This is a genomic window from Polaromonas sp. (assembly GCF_030680935.1).
Classification (GTDB): Bacteria; Pseudomonadota; Gammaproteobacteria; order Burkholderiales; family Burkholderiaceae_C; genus Polaromonas.
In genome coordinates, this window is record NZ_JAUXUP010000009.1 from 20,058 (window position 1) to 39,583 (window position 19,526).

The 19,526-nt window shown below is 61.9% G+C and carries 20 protein-coding genes and 1 pseudogene; 16 read left to right on the plus strand and 5 right to left on the minus strand.

The annotated features are described in order from the left end of the window. The first annotated feature begins 305 nt into the window (after positions 1-305). From lepA to nagZ, 9 genes are all read left to right on the plus strand, one after another. Positions 306-2,117, plus strand: a complete 1,812-nt coding sequence (gene lepA, locus Q8L50_RS02320) for a translation elongation factor 4 (protein WP_305347033.1) — start codon at positions 306-308, stop codon at positions 2,115-2,117. A gap of 11 nt (positions 2,118-2,128) precedes the next feature. Continuing rightward, the gene (gene lepB, locus Q8L50_RS02325) at positions 2,129-3,094 is read left to right on the plus strand and encodes a signal peptidase I (protein ID WP_370869725.1); all 966 of its coding nucleotides are present in this window, start codon (positions 2,129-2,131) and stop codon (positions 3,092-3,094) included. 87 nt (positions 3,095-3,181) lie between these two features. Next, on the plus strand, positions 3,182-3,532 hold the full coding sequence (locus Q8L50_RS02330) for a DUF4845 domain-containing protein (RefSeq protein ID WP_305347035.1): 351 nt from the start codon (positions 3,182-3,184) through the stop codon (positions 3,530-3,532). Beyond that, positions 3,533-4,231, plus strand: a complete 699-nt coding sequence (rnc, locus tag Q8L50_RS02335) for a ribonuclease III (protein WP_305347036.1) — start codon at positions 3,533-3,535, stop codon at positions 4,229-4,231. 172 nt (positions 4,232-4,403) lie between these two features. Then, positions 4,404-5,333: a GTPase Era gene (gene era, locus Q8L50_RS02340; RefSeq protein WP_305347132.1), complete on the plus strand. Its 930-nt coding sequence runs from the start codon at positions 4,404-4,406 to the stop codon at positions 5,331-5,333. Then, positions 5,334-6,083, plus strand: a complete 750-nt coding sequence (gene recO / locus Q8L50_RS02345) for a DNA repair protein RecO (protein ID WP_305347037.1) — start codon at positions 5,334-5,336, stop codon at positions 6,081-6,083. It abuts the gene before it with no gap. A gap of 7 nt (positions 6,084-6,090) precedes the next feature. Beyond that, the gene (locus tag Q8L50_RS02350) at positions 6,091-6,891 is read left to right on the plus strand and encodes a pyridoxine 5'-phosphate synthase (RefSeq protein ID WP_370869726.1); all 801 of its coding nucleotides are present in this window, start codon (positions 6,091-6,093) and stop codon (positions 6,889-6,891) included. After that, positions 6,888-7,280 carry a holo-ACP synthase gene (acpS, locus tag Q8L50_RS02355; protein WP_305347039.1) on the plus strand — a complete coding sequence of 131 codons (393 nt, stop codon included), beginning with the start codon at positions 6,888-6,890 and terminating at the stop codon, positions 7,278-7,280. The genes Q8L50_RS02350 and acpS overlap by 4 nt, the downstream gene beginning before the upstream one ends. A gap of 64 nt (positions 7,281-7,344) precedes the next feature. Then, positions 7,345-8,403 (plus strand): beta-N-acetylhexosaminidase, encoded by a 1,059-nt coding sequence (gene nagZ / locus Q8L50_RS02360; protein WP_305347040.1) that lies wholly within the window; start codon positions 7,345-7,347, stop codon positions 8,401-8,403. Positions 8,404-8,474: 71 nt separating this feature from the next. On the opposite strand, the gene Q8L50_RS02365 is transcribed toward nagZ, so the two are convergent. After that, positions 8,475-8,987, minus strand: a complete 513-nt coding sequence (locus Q8L50_RS02365) for a YgjP-like metallopeptidase domain-containing protein (RefSeq protein WP_305347041.1) — start codon at positions 8,985-8,987, stop codon at positions 8,475-8,477. Between the two features lie 67 nt (positions 8,988-9,054). Here Q8L50_RS02365 and Q8L50_RS02370 point away from each other — a divergent pair, with 67 nt between their 5' ends. Further along, positions 9,055-10,260 (plus strand): patatin-like phospholipase family protein, encoded by a 1,206-nt coding sequence (locus tag Q8L50_RS02370; RefSeq protein ID WP_305347042.1) that lies wholly within the window; start codon positions 9,055-9,057, stop codon positions 10,258-10,260. Here Q8L50_RS02370 and Q8L50_RS02375 read toward each other — a convergent pair whose 3' ends face one another. Beyond that, positions 10,261-11,370: a substrate-binding domain-containing protein gene (locus Q8L50_RS02375; RefSeq protein ID WP_305347043.1), complete on the minus strand. Its 1,110-nt coding sequence runs from the start codon at positions 11,368-11,370 to the stop codon at positions 10,261-10,263. 130 nt (positions 11,371-11,500) lie between these two features. Here Q8L50_RS02375 and Q8L50_RS02380 point away from each other — a divergent pair, with 130 nt between their 5' ends. Genes Q8L50_RS02380 through Q8L50_RS02390 form a run of 3 tightly spaced genes read left to right on the plus strand, consistent with a single transcriptional unit; the run spans position 11,501 to position 13,778 of the window. Next, positions 11,501-12,259 carry an ABC transporter permease gene (locus Q8L50_RS02380; RefSeq protein WP_305347044.1) on the plus strand — a complete coding sequence of 253 codons (759 nt, stop codon included), beginning with the start codon at positions 11,501-11,503 and terminating at the stop codon, positions 12,257-12,259. Then, positions 12,256-12,945, plus strand: coding sequence for a phosphate ABC transporter ATP-binding protein (locus tag Q8L50_RS02385; RefSeq protein WP_305347045.1), 690 nt, complete (start codon positions 12,256-12,258; stop codon positions 12,943-12,945). The genes Q8L50_RS02380 and Q8L50_RS02385 overlap by 4 nt, the downstream gene beginning before the upstream one ends. A 53-nt stretch (positions 12,946-12,998) precedes the next feature. Next, positions 12,999-13,778, plus strand: coding sequence for an extracellular solute-binding protein (locus tag Q8L50_RS02390; RefSeq protein WP_305347133.1), 780 nt, complete (start codon positions 12,999-13,001; stop codon positions 13,776-13,778). Positions 13,779-13,862: 84 nt separating this feature from the next. Here the strand turns inward: Q8L50_RS02390 and Q8L50_RS02395 are convergent, their stop codons facing one another. Beyond that, a complete protein-coding gene (locus Q8L50_RS02395) occupies positions 13,863-14,768 on the minus strand; it encodes an AEC family transporter (RefSeq protein WP_305347046.1) in 906 nt (301 codons plus the stop codon). A gap of 136 nt (positions 14,769-14,904) precedes the next feature. On the opposite strand from Q8L50_RS02395, the gene Q8L50_RS02400 reads away from it, so the two are divergent. From Q8L50_RS02400 to Q8L50_RS02410, 3 genes and pseudogenes are all read left to right on the plus strand, one after another. Next, complete coding sequence (locus tag Q8L50_RS02400) at positions 14,905-15,879, plus strand: tripartite tricarboxylate transporter substrate binding protein BugE (RefSeq protein ID WP_305347047.1); 975 nt, start codon at positions 14,905-14,907, stop codon at positions 15,877-15,879. A gap of 88 nt (positions 15,880-15,967) precedes the next feature. Beyond that, positions 15,968-16,861 carry a site-specific tyrosine recombinase XerD gene (gene xerD / locus Q8L50_RS02405; protein ID WP_305347048.1) on the plus strand — a complete coding sequence of 298 codons (894 nt, stop codon included), beginning with the start codon at positions 15,968-15,970 and terminating at the stop codon, positions 16,859-16,861. Between the two features lie 32 nt (positions 16,862-16,893). Beyond that, a pseudogene (locus Q8L50_RS02410) lies at positions 16,894-17,088 on the plus strand (tripartite tricarboxylate transporter substrate-binding protein); the annotation flags it as partial. A gap of 105 nt (positions 17,089-17,193) precedes the next feature. Here the strand turns inward: Q8L50_RS02410 and Q8L50_RS02415 are convergent. Together Q8L50_RS02415 and Q8L50_RS02420 are read right to left on the minus strand one after the other, a co-directional pair. Continuing rightward, entirely contained in the window at positions 17,194-18,468 is a 1,275-nt protein-coding gene (locus Q8L50_RS02415) for a class I SAM-dependent methyltransferase (RefSeq protein ID WP_305347049.1), read from the minus strand. A gap of 214 nt (positions 18,469-18,682) precedes the next feature. After that, positions 18,683-19,498 (minus strand): ferritin-like domain-containing protein, encoded by an 816-nt coding sequence (locus Q8L50_RS02420; RefSeq protein WP_305347050.1) that lies wholly within the window; start codon positions 19,496-19,498, stop codon positions 18,683-18,685. Positions 19,499-19,526: the final 28 nt, after the last annotated feature.

Consider the following 19,526-nt stretch of genomic DNA (forward strand, 5'->3'; position numbering starts at 1 on the left):
GACACACAGATAGGGCTGATTCACCGGTGATCCACAGATCGCCCACAAGTTGTCCAGAGCCTTTAAGTTAAAATTGTGAATAAGTTGTGCATAAGATGCATGTTGCTGCCTTGCAACGAGAAAAAATTGGCAATTTCGAGGCTATGTCTTCCGGGCTTTTTGCCTACAATGAAGCTTCCAACCTTCGCAGTTGCCATAGATTGTTGGTTCAGGGCGCGTCACAAGTGACGCGCCCTTTTTTATGGCTCTCGCGAATGGACATTGCTCGGTTCGCAATACTTTCAAGCACTTAGGCGTTCCCTTTGATGAATCACATCAGAAACTTTTCGATCATTGCGCATATTGATCACGGCAAGTCCACGCTCGCCGATCGAATCATCCAGCGTTGCGGCGGTTTGCAGGACCGCGAGATGAGTGCGCAAGTGCTTGACTCCATGGACCTGGAAAAAGAGCGTGGGATAACCATCAAGGCGCAGACCGCTGCGCTCAAATACAAGGCACTCAATGGCGAGGTTTACAACCTCAACCTGATCGACACGCCCGGTCACGTGGACTTCTCTTATGAAGTGAGCCGCTCCTTGTCGGCATGTGAGGGCGCCTTGCTTGTCGTCGATGCAAGCCAGGGCGTGGAAGCGCAGACCGTTGCCAACTGCTACACCGCGCTCGACCTCGGCGTGACCGTGGTGCCAGTACTCAACAAGATGGATTTGCCGCAGGCGGATCCGGACAACGCCAAGCAGGAAATCGAGGATGTGATCGGGATCGACGCGACCGATGCGATTCCCTGTAGCGCCAAAACCGGCATGGGCATCGACGAGATTCTGGAAGCCGTGATTGCGCGCATGCCTGCGCCGCGCGGCAACCCGGCCGGACCGCTGCGCGCGATGATCGTTGACAGCTGGTACGACGCCTATGTGGGCGTCGTGATGCTGGTGCGTGTGGTCGATGGCCGGGTGGCCAGGGGTGACCGTATCAAGCTCATGGCCAGCGAGGCCACCTACAACGCCGAGCAGCTCGGGGTGTTCACGCCGCATACCGAGCAGCGGCCTTCGCTGGAAGCTGGCGAGGTAGGTTTTATCATCGCCGGCATCAAGGAGTTGCAGGCGGCCCGCGTCGGCGACACCGTGACACTGATCAAAGCCGGCACTGGCGGGGCGGCTGCCACCGCCACCGAAGCCTTGCCGGGCTTCAAGGAAATCCAGCCGCAGGTCTTTGCCGGGCTGTACCCGACCGAAGCCAGCGAGTACGACTCGCTGCGCGACGCGCTGGAAAAGCTCAAGCTCAACGATGCGTCGCTGCACTACGAGCCGGAAGTCAGCCAGGCCCTGGGCTTTGGCTTTCGCTGCGGTTTTCTGGGTCTGTTGCACATGGAGATCGTGCAGCAGCGGCTGGAACGCGAATTTGACCAGGACCTGATCACGACCGCGCCCAGCGTCGTTTATGAAGTGCTGCAGTCCGACGGTACGGTCATCATGGTCGAGAACCCCTCGAAGATTCCAGACGGCGGCAAGGTCAACGAGATCCGTGAGCCTATCGTGACCGTGCATCTCTATATGCCGCAGGACTATGTGGGCGCCGTCATGACGCTGGCCAATCTCAAGCGCGGCGTTCAGTTGAACATGGCCTACCACGGCAAGCAGGTCATGTTGACTTACGAGATGCCCCTGGGCGAAATCGTGCTCGACTTCTTTGACAAGCTCAAGTCTGTGTCGCGTGGCTACGCCTCCATGGACTACGAGTTCAAGGAGTTCCGGGCGTCCGACGTGGTCAAGGTGGACATTCTGCTCAATGGCGAGAAGGTCGATGCCTTGTCCATCATTGTTCACCGCACCCAGTCAGCCTACCGCGGCCGGGCAGTGGTCGCCAAGATGCGGGAGATCATCTCCCGGCAGCAGTTTGACGTTGCCATCCAGGCCGCCATCGGCGCCAACATCATTGCGCGTGAGACAATCAAGGCCCTCCGCAAAAACGTGATCGCCAAGTGTTACGGCGGCGACATTTCACGCAAGAAAAAGCTTCTTGAAAAACAAAAAGCGGGTAAAAAACGCATGAAACAAATCGGTTCGGTCGAAGTGCCCCAGGAAGCTTTTCTGGCCATTCTGCAGGTGGAAGAATAATGCTGGCCTTCATGAGTACGCTCACCGCGCTGGTACTGGCTGTTTTTGTGGGATATGGCGGCGCCTGGTATCTGGGCATGGTGGAAGGCAATTTTTCGCTGCTGCTGTTTCTGGCCACCGTCGTCACCGGCTTGTACTGGCTGGCCGAAAAGTTCTATTTCTGGCCGCAGCGCCGCCAGGCCGCCGCGCGACTGGAGTCGCAACGTGTTGAGCGCCATGCCCAACTGGCTGCCCAGGGCATCACGCAAGTAGATAGCGACATGCATGACGCCCACGCCAAAGTCCTGCAGCAGCCCTGGTGGCTGGACTGGACTGCCGGATTGTTTCCGGTGATTGTGGTGGTGTTCCTGCTGCGGTCCTTCCTGTTCGAGCCCTTCAAGATCCCTTCCGGTTCGATGATCCCGACCATGCTGGTGGGCGACCTGATTCTGGTCAACAAATTCCATTACGGTGTGCGTCTGCCCGTCATCAACCTCAAGGTGATCGACAACAACAGTCCCCAGCGCGGCGATGTGATGGTGTTCCGTTATCCCCCCAAGCCAAGTCTGGATTACATCAAGCGGGTGGTTGGCGTGCCCGGCGACGAGGTGGCCTATCTGAACAAGAAACTCAGTATCAACGGCAAGGCGCTGAGCAAAGTCCCGATGCCTGACTTTTTTGACGAAGACGCGCTGCGTTATGCCAAACAATTTCAGGAAACCACTGGCAACAGGACCTACCGCTTGCTCAATGACGCAGACCGGCCGGCGTTTATTGCCGGTGCAGATCAGTTTCCCTGGCGGGATAATTGCCGTTACAGTAGTGAGGGCGTGGTGTGCAAGGTCCCCGAAGGCCACTATTTCATGATGGGAGACAACCGCGACAACTCTCTGGACTCGCGTTATTGGGGGTTTGTGCCCGAGGCCAACATCGTCGGCAAGGCCTTTTTTGTCTGGATGAATTTTGGTAACCTCAAGCGCATAGGCCGGATTGACTGAGACCAAACCGGCCTTGCGCAGGCTGCATGGGCGGGGTCGGCGGGTGTTATGGCTTATCGATGCAATCAACAAAAGCTGGGAAATCACATGAAAAACTTGAAACGCAGGCAGCAAGGCATTTCGTTCATCGGTATCCTGTTTGTTGGAGGGGTGCTGATCTTCGCCGGCGTGATCGCCGCGCAGGTGTTCCCCACGCTGGTCGAATTCCAGGCCATTACCAAGGCCGCAAGCAAGGCCGCTGCTGCCCCGACGGTTCCTGAAGTACGAACCACTTTTGACAAGGCGGCCCAGATTGACGACATCACGTCCATCACCGGCAAGGACCTGGAAATAACCAAGGAAGGCGACAGGACGGTTGTGGCGTTTGCCTACAACAAGGAAATCCACATCGCTGGGCCGGCTTATTTGCTGCTTAAATACACGGGCCGTTCCAAATAAGTGCGTGCGAGTTCCACTTCAAGTCCTGACCTGCAGGCCTTGCAAAAGCGCCTGGAGCACGAGTTTTCCAATCCTCGCCTGTTGCAGCAGGCGCTGACGCATCGCAGCTTTTCTGCCGACCACAACGAGCGCGTCGAGTTTCTGGGTGACTCGGTGCTCAATCTTGCTGTTGCGGGCCTGTTGTACGAGCGCCTGAGCGAGCTCCCGGAAGGCGACTTGTCGCGGGTACGCGCCAATCTGGTGAAGCAGGAGACCCTGCATCAGCTCGCTGTCCAGCTAGGCTTGCCTGCGTTGATTCGGCTGGGTGAGGGAGAGGCCAAGTCCGGTGGCCAAAGGCGCCCCTCCATTCTGGCCGACGCCCTTGAGGCTGTGATTGGCGCTGTGTATCTTGATGCCGGTTTTGACAAGGCTGCCGGGCTGGTGCGCAGCTTGTTCCGGGACATCGAGATCAACCCGCAGATGGACGCCATCGGCAAAGACCCGAAGACCGAGTTGCAGGAATGGCTGCAGGGTCGCAAAATGAATTTGCCGATTTACCGCGTGGTCGGCACCCTGGGCGCTGCCCACAAGCAGACCTTTGATGTGGAATGCGAAATCAGCGAGTTTGGGCGTGCCGAGCGGGGCATGGGCGGCTCGCGCCGCGCTGGTGAGCAGGCAGCGGCAGCGGTCATGCTGGCTTACGTGAAAACGCTCAATTGATTTAACAGGCGCTGCAGCGCAGCTGCCAACAGGCCATTCCAACATGACTTCCGCGAAAAACCCCCCCAAAAAAACGGTGCGCCAGCCAGCGCCTATCGGTAAACCCAAGACCAAGGCCGCCGTGCAGCATGCCGAAGAAACTGTCGGCACGCAGGACGCCGCGCTCGAAGCCATGCTGGCGCAGGCCATGACGGCACGCGCCAACAATGCGCCGCCTGCCGAAGGTCAGCGCTGCGGGCTGATTGCCATCGTTGGCAAGCCCAATGTCGGCAAATCGACCCTGCTCAATGCGCTGGTGGGGCAAAAAATCAGCATCACCTCGCGCAAGGCGCAGACCACACGTCACCGTATCACCGGTATGCGCACGCTGGGCGCCACCCAGTATGTGTTTGTCGATACCCCTGGTTTCCAGACCCGGCATGGCAATGCGCTGAACCGCTCACTCAACAAGACAGTCGTCGGCGCCGTCAACGACGTGGACCTGATCGTGTTTGTGGTCGAGGCCGGCCAGTTCAACCAGGCCGACGCCAAGGTGCTGTCGCTGCTGCCGGCCGGCACGCCGGCCATCCTGCTGGCCAACAAGTTCGACCTGATTCACCGCCGCGCCGACATTGCGCCCTGGCTCAAGGAGATGCAGGAGCGCCACAATTTTGCCGAGTTTGTGCCCATGTCGGCCAACAACGCGAAGGACGTGGACCGCCTGTTCGGCATCTGCGAGAAGTATTTGCCGCCGCAGCCCTGGATGTACGGTGCCGACGAGCTGACCGACCGCAGCGAGCGTTTCATGGCGGCTGAGATCATCCGCGAAAAGCTCTTCCGCCTGACCGGTGACGAGTTGCCCTACACCTCGACCGTGATCATCGACAAGTTCGAGCAGGAGGGGGAGTTGCGCCGGATCGCCGCCACTATCGTGGTGGAACGCGACGGCCACAAGGGCATGATCATTGGCGAGAAGGGCGAAAAGCTCAAACGCATAGGCACCGAAGCCCGGCATGAACTCGAAGCCCTGACCGGCGGCAAGGTATTCATCGAGATCTGGGTCAAGGTGCGCTCGGGCTGGGCCGATGACGAAGCCAGAGTGAAAACCTTTGGCTACGAGTAAGTGGCGACCAAGCGCATTTCCGACGAACCGGCGTATGTCCTGCACCGCTACGACTGGAGCGAGTCCAGCCTGATCCTGGAAGTCTTCACCCGCAGTTATGGCCGTATTGCGCTGGTCGCGCGTGGCGCCAAGAAACCAAGCTCCAATTTCCGGCCCGTCCTGCTGCCGTTGCAGCCGCTGCACATAGCTTTCGGCGGTGATGCGGAGATCCGCATGTTGCGCAGCGCCGAGTGGCAAGGCGGCCACGTCATGCCGACGGGCGACGCGCTGCTGTCGGGCTATTACCTCAATGAATTGTTGATGCGTCTGCTGGCTCGCGACGACCCGCACCCAGTGCTGTTTGACGCCTATGCCGCGACTGTGCAGCTGCTGGCCAGCCAGAGCGTCGACACCTTGCAGGTCGCCTTGCGGGCGTTTGAACTTCGCCTGCTGCGCGACATCGGCCTGCTGCCGACGCTGGATGTGCAGACCGCGACGCTGGCGCTGCTGGAGCCGCAGACCGCTTATGTGCTGGTCGCCGAGGCCGGCCTGCGCGAGGCGCACGACGACGACCGGGCCAGCCTGCAAGGTCAGCAGTGGCTGGACTTGCAGGAAACACTGGCCGACGACGCGCCATTTACCGACACGGTGCAAGCCTGCGTCAACCACCTGCCATCGCTCAAAACCCAACTGCGCTCGCTGCTGCACTACCATTGCGATGTGAAGGTTCTCAAAACCCGGCAGATGATGATCGATCTGCAGGCTTTCTAACGGATCAATGCCCATCATGGCTCCTGTACACGCCTCCGCTCCCCGTCACCGCACCGCCTTGTCTGTCAACGTCAACAAGGTGGCCCTGCTGCGCAACACGCGCCACCTCGGCATTCCCGATGTGCTCCGCGCCGCCGAGTTGTGCCTGGAGGCGGGCGCCGAGGGCATCACCGTGCACCCACGCCCCGACCAGCGGCACATCCGCGAGGATGATGTCTACGAGTTGGCCGCGCTGATGAAGGACTGGCCTGATCGCGAGTTCAATGTCGAGGGCAACCCGCTGCAGAACCTGATGGAGTTTGTGCGCAACCTGTCGGCGCGCGGCCTGCCACTGCACCAGTGCACCTTTGTGCCCGACAGCGAAGGCCAGTTCACCAGCGACCATGGCTGGAGCTTTCCGCAGCATGCAGCGCAGTTGAAGCCCCTGATTGAAGAAGTCCAGAGCCGTGGCGTGCGTGTCAGCCTGTTCATGGACCCGCTGCCCGAGTCCATGGCCGCCGCCAAAGAGCTTGGTGCGGATCGGGTGGAGCTGTACACCGAAACCTACGCCAGGGCCTGGGGCACGCCCGACAAAGACAAGGTGCTGAGCCAGTTTGCGCATACCGGACGGGCCGCTGCCGCTGTTCATTTGGGCGTGAATGCGGGCCACGACCTGAACCGCGACAACCTCACCGAGTTCCTGCACGCCGTGCCTGGCGTGCTGGAGGTGTCGATTGGCCACGCGCTGATTGCCGATGCGCTGGAGCTCGGCTACAGCGCCACTGTCGCCGCGTACCTGCGCTGCATCGACAACGCGTCTCCCGAATGATTTACGGAATCGGCACCGACATCTGTGATGTGCGCCGTGTGCGCGCCAGCTTCGAACGCCATGGCGAGCGTTTTGCGCTGAAGATACTCAGCGACGCCGAGTTCACCACCTGGAAAGCCCGCAGCGCGCGCTGGCCCGAGCGCGGCCTGCGTTACCTGGCCACGCGGTTTTCCGCAAAAGAGGCTTTCAGCAAGGCCGTCGGCATGGGCATGCGTTTGCCGATGACCTGGCGCAACTGCGAGGTCGCCAAGGCAGCCAGCGGCAAACCCGAAATTGTTCTGCACGGCGCGCTCAAGGACTGGTTTGAGGCGCGCGGCCTGAGCGCCCACGTCAGCGTGACAGACGAAACCGACTACGCCGCCAGCTTTGTGGTCGTAGAGAAAAAGTGACTCTAGCCCAATCTGGCTGTGCGCAAGCAGCTATCAAATTAACAGTAATTCTGGAAACCCCATCATGAGCCCACACGCCCCCCTGATCATCGACATCGCCGGCTTGAACCTGAGCAAAGCCGATAGACAACGCCTCAAAAATCCGCTGACCGGCGGCATCATCCTGTTTGCGCGCAACTGGGAGAACCGCGCCCAACTCACGGCGCTGTGCGCCCAGATCAAAAAAATCCGCAAAGACCTGCTGATCTGCGTGGACCACGAAGGCGGGCGCGTGCAGCGTTTCAAAACCGATGGCTTCACCCATCTGCCGCCCATGCGCACGCTGGGCCAGTTGTGGCTGAAAGACGCGATGGCAGCCACCAATGCCGCCACTGCCTGCGGTTATGTGCTGGGCGCCGAGCTGCGTGCCTGCGGGGTAGATTTCAGTTATACCCCTGTGCTCGACCTGGACTATGGCGAAAGCAGTGTCATCGGCGACCGTGCTTTTGCGCGCGATCCGCGCATTGTTGGCCTGCTGGCCAAAAGCCTGATGCACGGCCTGCTGCAAAGCGGCATGGCCAATTGCGGCAAACACTTTCCGGGCCACGGTTTTGTCAAAGCCGACTCGCACACCGACATTCCGGTGGACAAACGCAGCCTGAAAGCCATCCTGGCCGATGATGCCGCGCCCTATGACTGGCTCAACACGACCCTGACCAGCGTCATGCCCGCGCATGTGATCTACCCCAAGGTCGATGCGCGCCCGGCCGGTTTTTCGGAGAAGTGGCTGACCTACATCCTGCGCGGGCAGCTCGGCTTCGGCGGCGCGATTTTCAGCGACGACCTCAGCATGGCCGGTGCCCGCCTGCTCGACGGCAAACAGGTCAGCTACACCCAGGCTGCTGTGGCCGCGCTGAACGCCGGCTGCGACATGGTGTTGTTGTGCAACCAGTCGGTCGATGGCGGCGAAGCGGTCGATGAGTTGCTCAATGGCATGGCCGAAGCCCTGCTCAAGCAGCAATGGGAAGCGCTGGAAAGCAGTGAAGCGCGGCGGCTGGACCTGCTGCCAACCACGCCCGCCATCGCCTGGGACGATCTGATGCTGCACCCGGCGTATATGCACGCACTCGGGCTTGTACCCTGAAGAAAAAAAAAGCCTTTTCTGCCTCCAGCCCATGCCGGGATTGCGTGAACAGCTCCTGAATCAATAGCGGATTATTGCTGGGTGACCGCCCACGGCGGTGCGCCCCCCGCGTCCAGGTGCGTGAGGTACAGGCGCAAATCGAGCTCAAACTGGTGGTACTGCGGCTCCATGTGGGTGCAGAGCTTGTAAAAGGCCTTGTCGTGCGCTTTTTCTTTCAGATGCGCCAGTTCGTGCACCGTGATCATGCGCAAAAACTCGATAGGCACTTCCTTGAACAGGCTTGCCACACGGATTTCGCGTTTGGCCTTGAGCTTGTTGCCCTGCACGCGCGACACCGTGGTGTGGGTACCCAGCGCATGGGCAATCACCTGCAGCTTGCTGTCAAACGCCACCTTGCTCAATGCGTCGGCATTGCGCAGAAAACTGTTTTTCAGTCCGATCACGTAGTCGTACAGCGCCCTGTCGGTCCGTATGTCGTGGGTGCTGCTGTATTTTTTGCGCAGCAGGCCACCGAGCTGGTCCTGGGCAACCAGGTCGCGTACCTGGGTTTGCAGGGTGGCGGGGTAGGCCGTCAGGTAGTTCATGGGGCGTTGGCGGCTCGGAGGAAGGCCTTTATTTTAGGCCGCGCGCGGTTCTTGCTAAGCTTGGGTCATGAACCCGCCTGATCCGTCGGACCACGCCCGAGCCCCTGAGGCCCCCACGCCGCGCATCAACCTGGCGCTGCAGGGCGGTGGCTCGCACGGCGCCTTCACCTGGGGCGTGCTGGACGCCCTGCTGGAAGACGGGCGGATAACGCCGGAAGGCATCAGCGGCACCAGCGCGGGCGCCATGAATGCGGTGGCGCTGGCACACGGCTTTGCGCAATCAGAAGGCAAACCCCGTGCCGACCGGCATGACGCAGCGCGCCAGGCGCTGGACAGCTTCTGGAACGGTATTGTCGAGATGGGGGCACTCTCGTCGTCACTGTCACAGTCCATGACCAAGATGCAGCAAGCGCCGTTTGGCATGTTGTTTGGTTTCATGGGTGGCGGCAAGCGCTCCTCCAGTTTCTGGACCGACGCGATGACGCGTTACTGGTCAGGCGCGTTGTCGCCCTACCAGAGCAACCCGTTTGACATCAATCCGTTGAAGGACTTTCTGGAAAAGCAGGTGGACTTTGAGCGCCTGTCCCAGGCTGTCGGGCCGGACACGCCCCAGGTCTTTGTGGTGGCCACCCGCGTCAGCAGCGGCAAGGCCGAGGTGTTTTGCGGCAAACGGCTGACGGCCAGCGCTGTCATGGCGTCTGCCTGCCTGCCCATGGTGTTTCAGGCGGTGGAAATTGATGGCGACCATTTTTGGGACGGCGGTTATTCAGGCAACCCGGCCATTCACCCGCTGATCTACCGCTGCCAGAGCCGCGACATTGTGCTGGTGCAGATCAACCCGATCCAGCGCGCGGCGCTGCCGACCCGGCCCAACGAAATCATGGACCGCATGACCGAGATCACCTTCAACGCCGCGCTGATTGCCGAGATGCGTGCGATTGATTTTGTCAAACGCCTGCTGGCCGAAGGCAAACTTGATGCCGCGCATTACAAGGATGTGTTGATGCACCGCATTGACGGAGGGGAGGCGCTGGAAAAATTCACGGCACAATCCAAATCGTCAACCGACAAGGCGTTGATCCATTCGCTGCGCGATCTGGGCCGGGTCTGCGGCAAAGACTGGCTGGACCGGCGCTTCAGCGCGCTGGGTGTCAAAAGTACCGTCAACATCGCACGCGACTACCTGGACGATCTGCGCATGCCGGTTGAGAAAGCCGAGCCCACTCCGCCCGAGCCGCCGGCGGCCTATTTGCCGGGCGCGGGCTTGTTGTAATCAGACTCTCGCGGGCTTGGTGTTGCGGTAATTCCACCACGGCAGCTCGGCCCGCAGCGACAAGACCTGGCCGCTTTGCGCACCGTCGCCGCTGTAACCGGGCAAACCCGCCAGCAGGGCTTGCCAGTTGGTGCTTTGCAATTCGGCCAGCAGGGCTTGCACCGGCGCGTCGGTCAGGGCCGACTTCAGGCACACCAGGTGATAACGCTCCCGCACCAGGGGTACAAAATCCAGGCCCTTGTCGCGCGCCGCCGATTCAATGCCCAGACCCGCATCGGCGCCGCCACTGGCCACCACCTGTGCCACGGCGGTGTGCGACGGCTCTTGTGTGGCGTAGCCGTTCAGGTCCTGGGGCGTCAGGCCCGCCTGTGCCAGCAGTTCGTCCAGCAGCACACGTGTGCCCGTGCCCTCCGCGCGGTTGACGTAACGCAGGCCGGGCCGTGTAAGGTCGCGCAGGCCGATGATGCCTAGCGGGTTGCCTCTGGCGACCATCAGGCCCTGCTGGCGATCGGCAAAACCAATCAGCTTGTGCAAGCCGGGTTTAAGCAAGCTGCGGTAGGTGTGTGCCGCGACCGATTGGGTACCCGGCTGCTCCAGCGTGTGAAAACCCGCCATCATGCAGCGCCCGGCGTTCAGGGCGGCAATGGCATCCACACTGCCCATGAAGCGGATATCCAGGTGCAGCCGCCGCGCGGCGGTTTGCTCACGCAGCGCGCTCAGTGCGGCGTCGTGGCTGGCGTAGAGCGTCAGTACGTGGGCCTCGTCGTCAAAGGCGGTGGAGAAGGCGCGTTCGATGTCGCCGCGCAGGGCTTCGATTTGCGGCGCCAGCCTGGCCTGCGCCTGACGCTCGGCCCACAGCAGTTTTTCACCGAACTCGGTCAGCTGCGCGCGTTGTCCCTTGTCCCAGACGATCAGCGGACGCCCCAGGGTTTGCTCCCATTTTTTGAGCGCTCCCCAGACATGGCGGTAGGACAGATCGAGCGCCCGCGCCGCTGCGGAGATCGAGCCGTGTTCGCGCACTGCATGCAGCATGTCCATCAACGGGTTGCGGATCAGCGTGTCTGCGCTTCGCCCGGGCGACAGCAGGTAGGAGAGTTCGACTTTGTGCATGGCAGGTGAAGGTGTTGCGTGATTATCCGCGCGGCTATGCATGTGGCTTCATAGCTCGTGACTACCAATGGCTGGCCGGCACCTGAGTGCCTACGATAAGGCTCTTCCCCTTGTGCCCTTTTTCTTCTGCATGAACACCTTCTCGGACAGCGTCAGCACGGCTTTTTCGCTCATCGTCTCCCTGGATCCCCTGCTGGGCAGCATTGTGCTGCGCTCACTGGCTGTCAGCGCCTGTGCCTGCCTCATCGCCTGCAGCGCCGGTCTGGTGCTGGGCGCCTGGCTGGGGGTGGCGCGTTTTCGCGGTCGTGCGGTTTTGCTGACCCTGCTCAATACCTTGCTGGCTCTGCCATCGGTGGTGGTGGGTCTGGTGGTGTACCTGCTGCTGTCGCGTTCGGGGCCGCTGGGTTTTCTGGGCTGGCTGTTTTCTTTCCAGGCGATGGTGCTGGCGCAGGCTGTGTTGGTGCTGCCCGTGGTGACGGCGCTGGTGCGCCAGACGATTGAAGATGCCGACCGCCTGCATGGCGAACAGTTCCAGTCGCTGGGCGCCGGAAAAGGCATGCAAAGCCTGTTGCTGCTGTGGGACGAGCGTTATGCCCTGTTGACGGTGCTGATTGCCGCCTTTGGCCGCGCTATTTCAGAAGTGGGTGCGGTCATGGTGGTCGGGGGCAATATCGACGGCTTCACCCGTGTCATGACCACTGCGATAGCGCTGGAGACCAGCAAGGGCGACTTGCCTCTGGCGCTGGCGCTGGGCCTGCTCTTGCTGGCGGTGGTGCTGCTGCTCAACGTGCTGATTGCACTGGTGCGGCGCTGGCGCGAGCGGCTTGACGACCGGTTGCCGGACCCGGCGCGCCTGTTGCTGCCGCAGGGCGGGGCGGTCCAGCCATGACGGTTTTGTTCGAACTCAAAGCGGTGGACGTGTGTTTTGGCAGCACCCGGGCCCTGAGCGCGTGCGCGCTGCAAATCCACCCGGGCGAGCGCGTGGCCCTGGTCGGCTCCAACGGCAGCGGCAAAAGTACCTTGCTGCGCACCTTGCACGGGCTGGTACGGCCCACGGTGGGCACCTTGCAGTTTGATGCGGCGGCACGCCAGGCCATGTTGTTCCAGCACCCCTACATGCTTCGCGCCAGCGCACAAATCAACGTGGCGCTGGGGCTGTGGCTCAAGGGCGTGGCCTGGAAGGATGCCAAAACCCAGGCCTTGCGCGCGCTCGAACGTGTCGGCCTGCTGGCCTTGGCGCAGCGCAACGCCAAGGCGCTGTCAGGTGGGCAGCAGCAGCGGCTGGCGCTGGCGCGGGCCTGGGCGCTGCGGCCCGATGTGCTGCTGCTCGACGAACCGACGGCCAGCCTGGACCCAGCCGCCAAACGCGAGGTGGAAGCCCTGATGGCCGAATTTGCGCAGGCCGGCATGACGCTGATTTTCAGCAGCCACAACCTGGGCCAGGTCAAGCGCCTGGCCAGCCGCGTGATGTACCTGGAGCATGGCCGGCTGCTGGCTGACTTGCCTGCCCACGACTTTTTCAACGGCCCCCTGCCGCCGGAAGCCGAGATTTTTGTCAAAGGAGAAATTGTATGAACGCGATTTCCATGCATTTCGGATTGCTCAAGCGTTTTAGGGCTGTAGCCCTTATGCATATTGCGCTTGCAGCTACATTTTCGATAGCGCAAACACAACCCATCGTGATGGCTTCAACCACCTCGACCGAGCAGTCGGGGCTGTTCGGCACCTTGCTGCCAGCCTTCAAGCAGGCCAGCGGCATAGCCATCAAGGTGGTGGCGCTTGGCACCGGCCAGGCCATCGACATGGGCCGGCGCGGCGATGCCGACGTGTTGTTTGTGCATGACCAGGTCGCCGAGGAAAAAATCGTGGCCGAGGGTTTTGCCGTCAAGCGCTTCCCGGTCATGTACAACGACTTCGTGCTGGTCGGCCCGGTTGCCGATCCGGCCAAAACCAAAGGCAGGGACATCACCGGGGCTTTGAGGAAACTCAACGCCGCCAACGCCAACTTCGTCTCACGCGGCGACAAAAGTGGCACCCACGCGGCTGAACTGCGCTACTGGAAAAGCGCCGGTGTGGACAACCCGCAGTTTGCCAACTACAAGGCCTGCGGCTGCGGCATGGGCCCGGCGCTCAACATCGGATCCTCGTCAAACGCCTATGTGCTGACGGACCGCGGCACCTGGCTCAGCTTCAAAAACCGGGGTGAACTGGTGGTGCTGGTCGAGGGCGACACACGCCTGTTCAACCAGTACGGCGTGATGCTGGTCAACCCGGCCAGACATCCTCAGGTCAAGGTCGCCGAGGCACAAAAGTTTGTGGACTGGGTGACATCGCCCGTCGGCCAGGCAGCGATTGCCAGCTACAAGATTGGCGGCGAGCAGCTGTTCTTCCCCAACGCAACGAGGTAAGCGGCCGCAGGCGCAGCTTTCCCCTGGGGGGGGCATCCTTCGACAAGCTCAGACGAATGGATATGAAACGAGCGAACGTGGGGGCTACCTCAACAGCCCTAAAGCAAACGGCAGGCTGACCATTCCCAGCAGGGTGGACAGGGTGACCAGGCCGGCGACAAACGCGCCGTTGTAGCCCATGCGTGCGGCCAGCACGTAGCAGCTTGAAGCGGTTGGCAGGGCCGAGAACGACAGCAACACCGTGGTCTGCACCGGTGACAGCCGGAACACCCAGGACAGGCCCAGAGCGATCAGTGGAATGAAAAAATGGCGTATGGCCAGCAGCGACACCGCGAGGGTCTTGCCCGATGCCAGCGAGGCGAACTGCATGCCTGCGCCGGCCGCCATCAGGCCCAGCGCAAGTGAGGCCGCGCCTATGCGCGTCAGTGTGGGCTCCATCCAGACGGGGATCTGCAGGCCCACCAGGTTGGCGACCAGCCCGGTGGCGGTGGCAATGATGAGCGGGTTACGCACCAGCGCGCCCACGAAGCCGGTGTTGGCGTGCCGGGCCATGGGCCAGACTGCGCCCACGTTGAACAGCGGCACACAGACACCAATCAACACGGCGATCATCAGCAGTCCTTCGGCGCCGGCCAGACGCTCGGCCAGCGCCAATGCAATGAAGGAGTTGAAACGGAAGGCGACCTGCGCACTGGCAGCGTGTTCGCGCCTGTCGATGTGCGCGCCCAGCCAGGGCAGCCAGGGCAGGCTGTAGGCCAGTGCGATGCCCAGCACGCCCATGGTCAGTCCGGCGGCGATCAGGCTGGAGGCAGCGCCCAGGTCCAGCGGACTTCTGACGATGGAGTGAAACAGCAGGACCGGGAACAGGAAGTAATACACCAGGCTTTCCACCTGCTGCCAGACCGTGCGGTTCAGGGCGGTGTAGCGGCACACCAGGTAGCCACACAGAATCAGGGAAAAGTCGGGGAAAAGAAGTTGCGCATAGTTCACCCGTCAAGAATAACCCGAAAGCTGTAAAAGGCCCGGGTTTGCCCCTATGCGTAATCCACAACATACGGGCGCGCGTTGTAAGTTTAGGATCGAGGCTGTCGTCCCCTATTTGTCAATCATTCAAAGGAATAGCCACATGCAACGCCGCTACCTGTTTACCCTGTCCGCGCTGACCCTGGCGATCGCCGCCAGCGGTTCTGCTTTTGCCCAGTCCTACCCGAACAAGGTGGTGAAGCTGCAAGTGCCTTTTGCACCTGGCGGCACCACCGACATCGTCGCGCGCGTGATATCCGAGCCGCTGGGCAAGGCGCTGGGCCAGAACGTCATTGTCGAGAACAAGGCCGGTGGCGGCGGTGTCGTGGGCGCGCTGGATACCTCCAAGTCAGCGCCTGACGGCTACTCGCTCGGCATGGCCACGGTATCCACCACCGCAGCCAACCCGGCCATCAACCCGAAAATTCCCTACAACACGCTGACCGACTTCACGCCCATCATCAACATTGCGGCCACGCCCAACCTGATTGCGGTGCATCCGAGTTTTCCGGCGCGCAACTACAAGGAGTTCATCGCCGAGATCAAGAAGAACCCGGGCAAATACTCTTACGCTTCGTCGGGCACGGGCGGCATCGGCCACCTGCAGACCGAGCTGTTCAAAAGTCTGAGCGGCACCTTCATCACGCACATTCCCTACCGCGGTGCGGGCCCGGCCCTGAACGACACAGTGGCCGGTCAGGTGCAGATCATTTTTGACAACATTCCCTCTGCGCTGCCTTTCATCCAGCAAAAACGCCTGATCCCCATCGTGGTCGCAGCGCCTACACGGCTGGCGGTTCTGCCTGACGTGCCGACCTTCAAGGAAGTGGGTCTGGAGCCGGTCAACCGCATGGCGTATTACGGCATCCTGGGTCCCAAAAACCTGCCGAAAGAGGTGGTGGACAAGGTCAGCGCGGCCACACTCAAGGCCTTGCAGGACCCTGCCGTGCGCAAGCGTATTGAAGACACGGGCTCCATCATCGTCGGCAACACGCCGGAGCAGTTCGCCGCGCAGATCAAGGCCGAATTCGAGGTGTACAAAAAAGTGGTGGTTGACGCCAAGCTCTCGCTCGAATAAGCGGTCACTTCCACCCATGCGCCCCGCAGGCCTTGCGCCTGACGGGGCTTTTTTGTGGCCGGCTGCGCGGTTTGTTATCGTCTTGCTCATGAAACCCGAGAGCCAGGCCAGCATTGACACCTTCATCGACGCCATGTGGCTGGAAGACGGGCTGTCCAAAAACACGCTGGCGGCCTACCGGCGCGATCTGGCGCTTTACGCCAGCTGGGCCGGCAAGCAGGGGCTGAGGCTGGACGACACCACCGAGCTTGTGCTGAGCAGCTACTTCGCCGCCAAACACAGCACTACCAAAGCCACCTCTGCGAACCGCCGACTCACCGTGTTCAAGCGTTACTTCCGCTGGGCTTTGCGCGAGCGTTTCATCAGCGCCGACCCGACGCTCAAGCTGCAGTCCGCCCGGCAGGCGCTGCGTGTGCCCAAGCTGATGTCCGAGGCACAGGTAGAGGCCCTGCTGGCCGCGCCGGATGAAGACACGCCGCTTGGCCTGCGCGACCGCGCCATGCTGGAGCTGATCTACGCCAGCGGCCTGCGCGTCAGCGAGCTGGTTGGGCTCAAAACCTTTCACCTCGGCATGAACGAGGGTGTGCTGCGTGTCATGGGCAAGGGCAGCAAAGAGCGCCTGGTCCCGTTTGGGCAGGTGGCGCGCCAGTCCATTGAGCGTTACCTGGCCGAGGCACGCCCCGCCATCCTCGGCGGCCAGCAGACCGACGATTTGTTTGTGACCGTGCGCGGCAGCGGCATGAGCCGCGTAATGTTCTGGATGCTGGTCAAAAAATATGCGCTGCGCGCCGGCATCACCTCGCCCTTGTCGCCGCACACCCTGCGTCATGCGTTTGCCACACACCTGCTGAACCACGGGGCCGACCTGCGCGCGGTGCAGATGCTGCTGGGCCATGCCGATATTTCCACCACCACGATTTACACCCATGTGGCGCGGGAGCGGCTCAAAGCCCTGCATTCGCAGCATCACCCACGGGGGTGATTGAGCCCCCACGGTCGTTCGCTGCTCATCCAGTGGTCGTGAGCGTGTTCGCGCCCGGCGGCACACCGGCGCTGGTTTTACAGCGGCTGAACACCGGGATCAACCTGGCGCTGCAGGCGCCCGAACTGCGCAAGCGTTTGCTCAGCGCCGACAACGTGCCGACGGCAGGTACTGCCGCAGAGTTCGCGCGCCAGATTGCCCAGGAGTCAACCAGCAACGCCCGCATCATCAAGGCGGCGCAGATCAAGCCCGACGGAGGCCTTTTCCGGGTTGCTATTGATTTAATAGCTGTCTTCGCATGTCCAGTAAGGGCTGGAGGCCTTTTTGTTTCATCATCCCGGCGCTGTGTACATGTAGTCGCGCCGGAAGGGGTAGCGGCTCTGCGCACCCCTGATGGTTTCGTCCACCATGCCTTCAGCCGGGCGGGCTGCCAGCATCTGGTGCAGGCTGATCCAGCCCTGCTCGAAACACATGGCGCTGCCAGCCAGGTAAAGGCGGTAGGCCCTCAGGATTTTTTCGGCGCGGCTGCTGCTGTCGTTGGTGGTCAGCACCTGCCGGGCCTCGCCCAGCCGCGCTTCGAGCGCGTCGGACCAACCCCAGAGCGTGCGTGCATAATGCGGCCGCAGATTTTCGGTGTCCACCATTTCCAGGCCCGAGCGGGCCAGATGGGTCAGCACATCGCTGACATGCAGCAGTTCGCCGCCCGGGAAGATGTATTTTTCGATGAAGTCCCCCATGCCCGCGCCCAGCTTGAGGTTGTCCAGGCCGCCAGCGGTGATGCCGTGGTTCAGCACCAGGCCGCCCGGCGCCAGCAGCCGCATGATCTTGCCGAAATAGGCGCCCATCTGCGCCCGGCCCACATGCTCAAACATGCCGACTGACGAGATCTTGTCGAAGGGCTGGCCTTCGTCGAGGTGGCGGTAGTCGCGCAGCTCCACGCGCACCCGGCCCTGCAGGCCTTTGGCGGCGATCAGGCCCTGCACATGGGCATGCTGGTTTTTTGACAGCGTGATGCCCGTTGCGTCCACGCCGTAGTGTTCGGCGGCCCACAGCAGCAGCCCGCCCCAGCCCGCACCGATGTCGAGGAAGCGCTCACCGGGCCGCAGCAACAACTTGCGGCAGATGTGGTCCAGCTTGGCCTCCTGCGCCTGCGCCAGCGTCATGGCCTCGTCGCGGTAGTAGGCACAGGAATAGACGCGCCGCGGGTCCAGCCACAACGCATAAAAGTCGTCAGACACGTCGTAGTGAAACTGGACCTGCTCTGCATCTTTCTCGGGGGTGTGCATCCTGAGCGAGCGCATCTGGCGCTGCAGACCGGTCCACCAGCCGGTGTCGCTGTGCACCGGGTTGGCGGGCAGCAGGCTGGCCGCCACCGCCATCACGTCCCGCATGTGGCCTTCGATATGGAGCTTTCCCTCGACGTACTCCTGGGCCAGCGCGCCGATCTGGCCAGCGCGCAGGCGCGTGAGGCTGGACCAGTGCGAAAAACTCATCTTGACCGGCGCATCCGACGCGCCGAGCACCTGGCCTGCAGGCAGTTGCACGGACATGGGTGCTGGCAGGCTGACCAGCCGGGACTCCAGATGGGGAACGAGATGCCGGATCATGGACGCACTCCTGTTCTTGCATTCAAGCGGGTCTGGAATGAAGAGCCCGGCGCTGCGGCGACCGGTTGCCATCGACCCGTTGGCAAGTCCCGAATATGCGCGAACTTCAGATTTTCGTCTGTAGGAAAAACGGTTTGTTTCCAATTGGTCGCCCGGCTGGACCACGCCTTTACTTCCATGACTTCAATCAGCGGTACTGGGCCCGCCCTGAGCGTCAGGCGCCCAACAGCGCCAGCTCGTGCTCGTCAAATCCGGCAGCTCGCCGCGCATCCAGGTTGAACGGCCCCTTGAGCCGGGGTGCGCCGTAGCGCGCGGCCAGTTCGGCATAGCCGGCGACCGGGTCCAGCCCGCGCTCGCTGCACAGATGCCGGTACCAGTGGTTGCCGATGGCGACATGGCCGATCTCATCGCGCAGGATGATGTCGAGAATGCCGATGGCCGCCAGCGCGTCCGGAGTGCCGACCTTGCGCAGCTTGGTTTGCATGGCGGGCGTGGCGTCCAGGCCGCGTGCTTCCAGCGTGCGCGGCACCAGCGCCATGCGCGCCAGCACGTCATCGGCGGTTTTGTGGGTCATGTCCCAGAGGCCTGTGTGGGCAGGGAAGTCGCCGTAGTCGTAACCCATGGCCTGCAGTTGCGTGCGCAGCAGGCTGAAGTGCAGCGCTTCTTCGGAAGCAACACGCAGCCAGTCGAGGTAGTAGGCCGGCGGCATGCCGTCAAAGCGCCAGGCGGCATCGAGAGCGAGGTTGATGGCGTTGAACTCGATGTGTGTCACCGCGTGGAGCAGGGCCGCCAAGCCCTGCGCGGTGAACGGCGACCGTTTGGGCACGTCCAGGTGCAAGCGCAACTCCGGCCGCGCGGGGCAGCCGGGCAGGCCGGTGGGCTCTTCAGGTAGGCGTTGATTTGCTATTAAAAGAGTAGCTGCTTGCGCATGCAGGGCATGGGCCAGCAGCACTTTTTGCTGTGGATCTGGCTGCAGCAGCGCCTGCAGGGCCTGCTGGCGCAGTTCGGGCGGGGAAGCGGGCAGGGTCATGCCCGGATTGTCGGCGAAAGACAGGGTG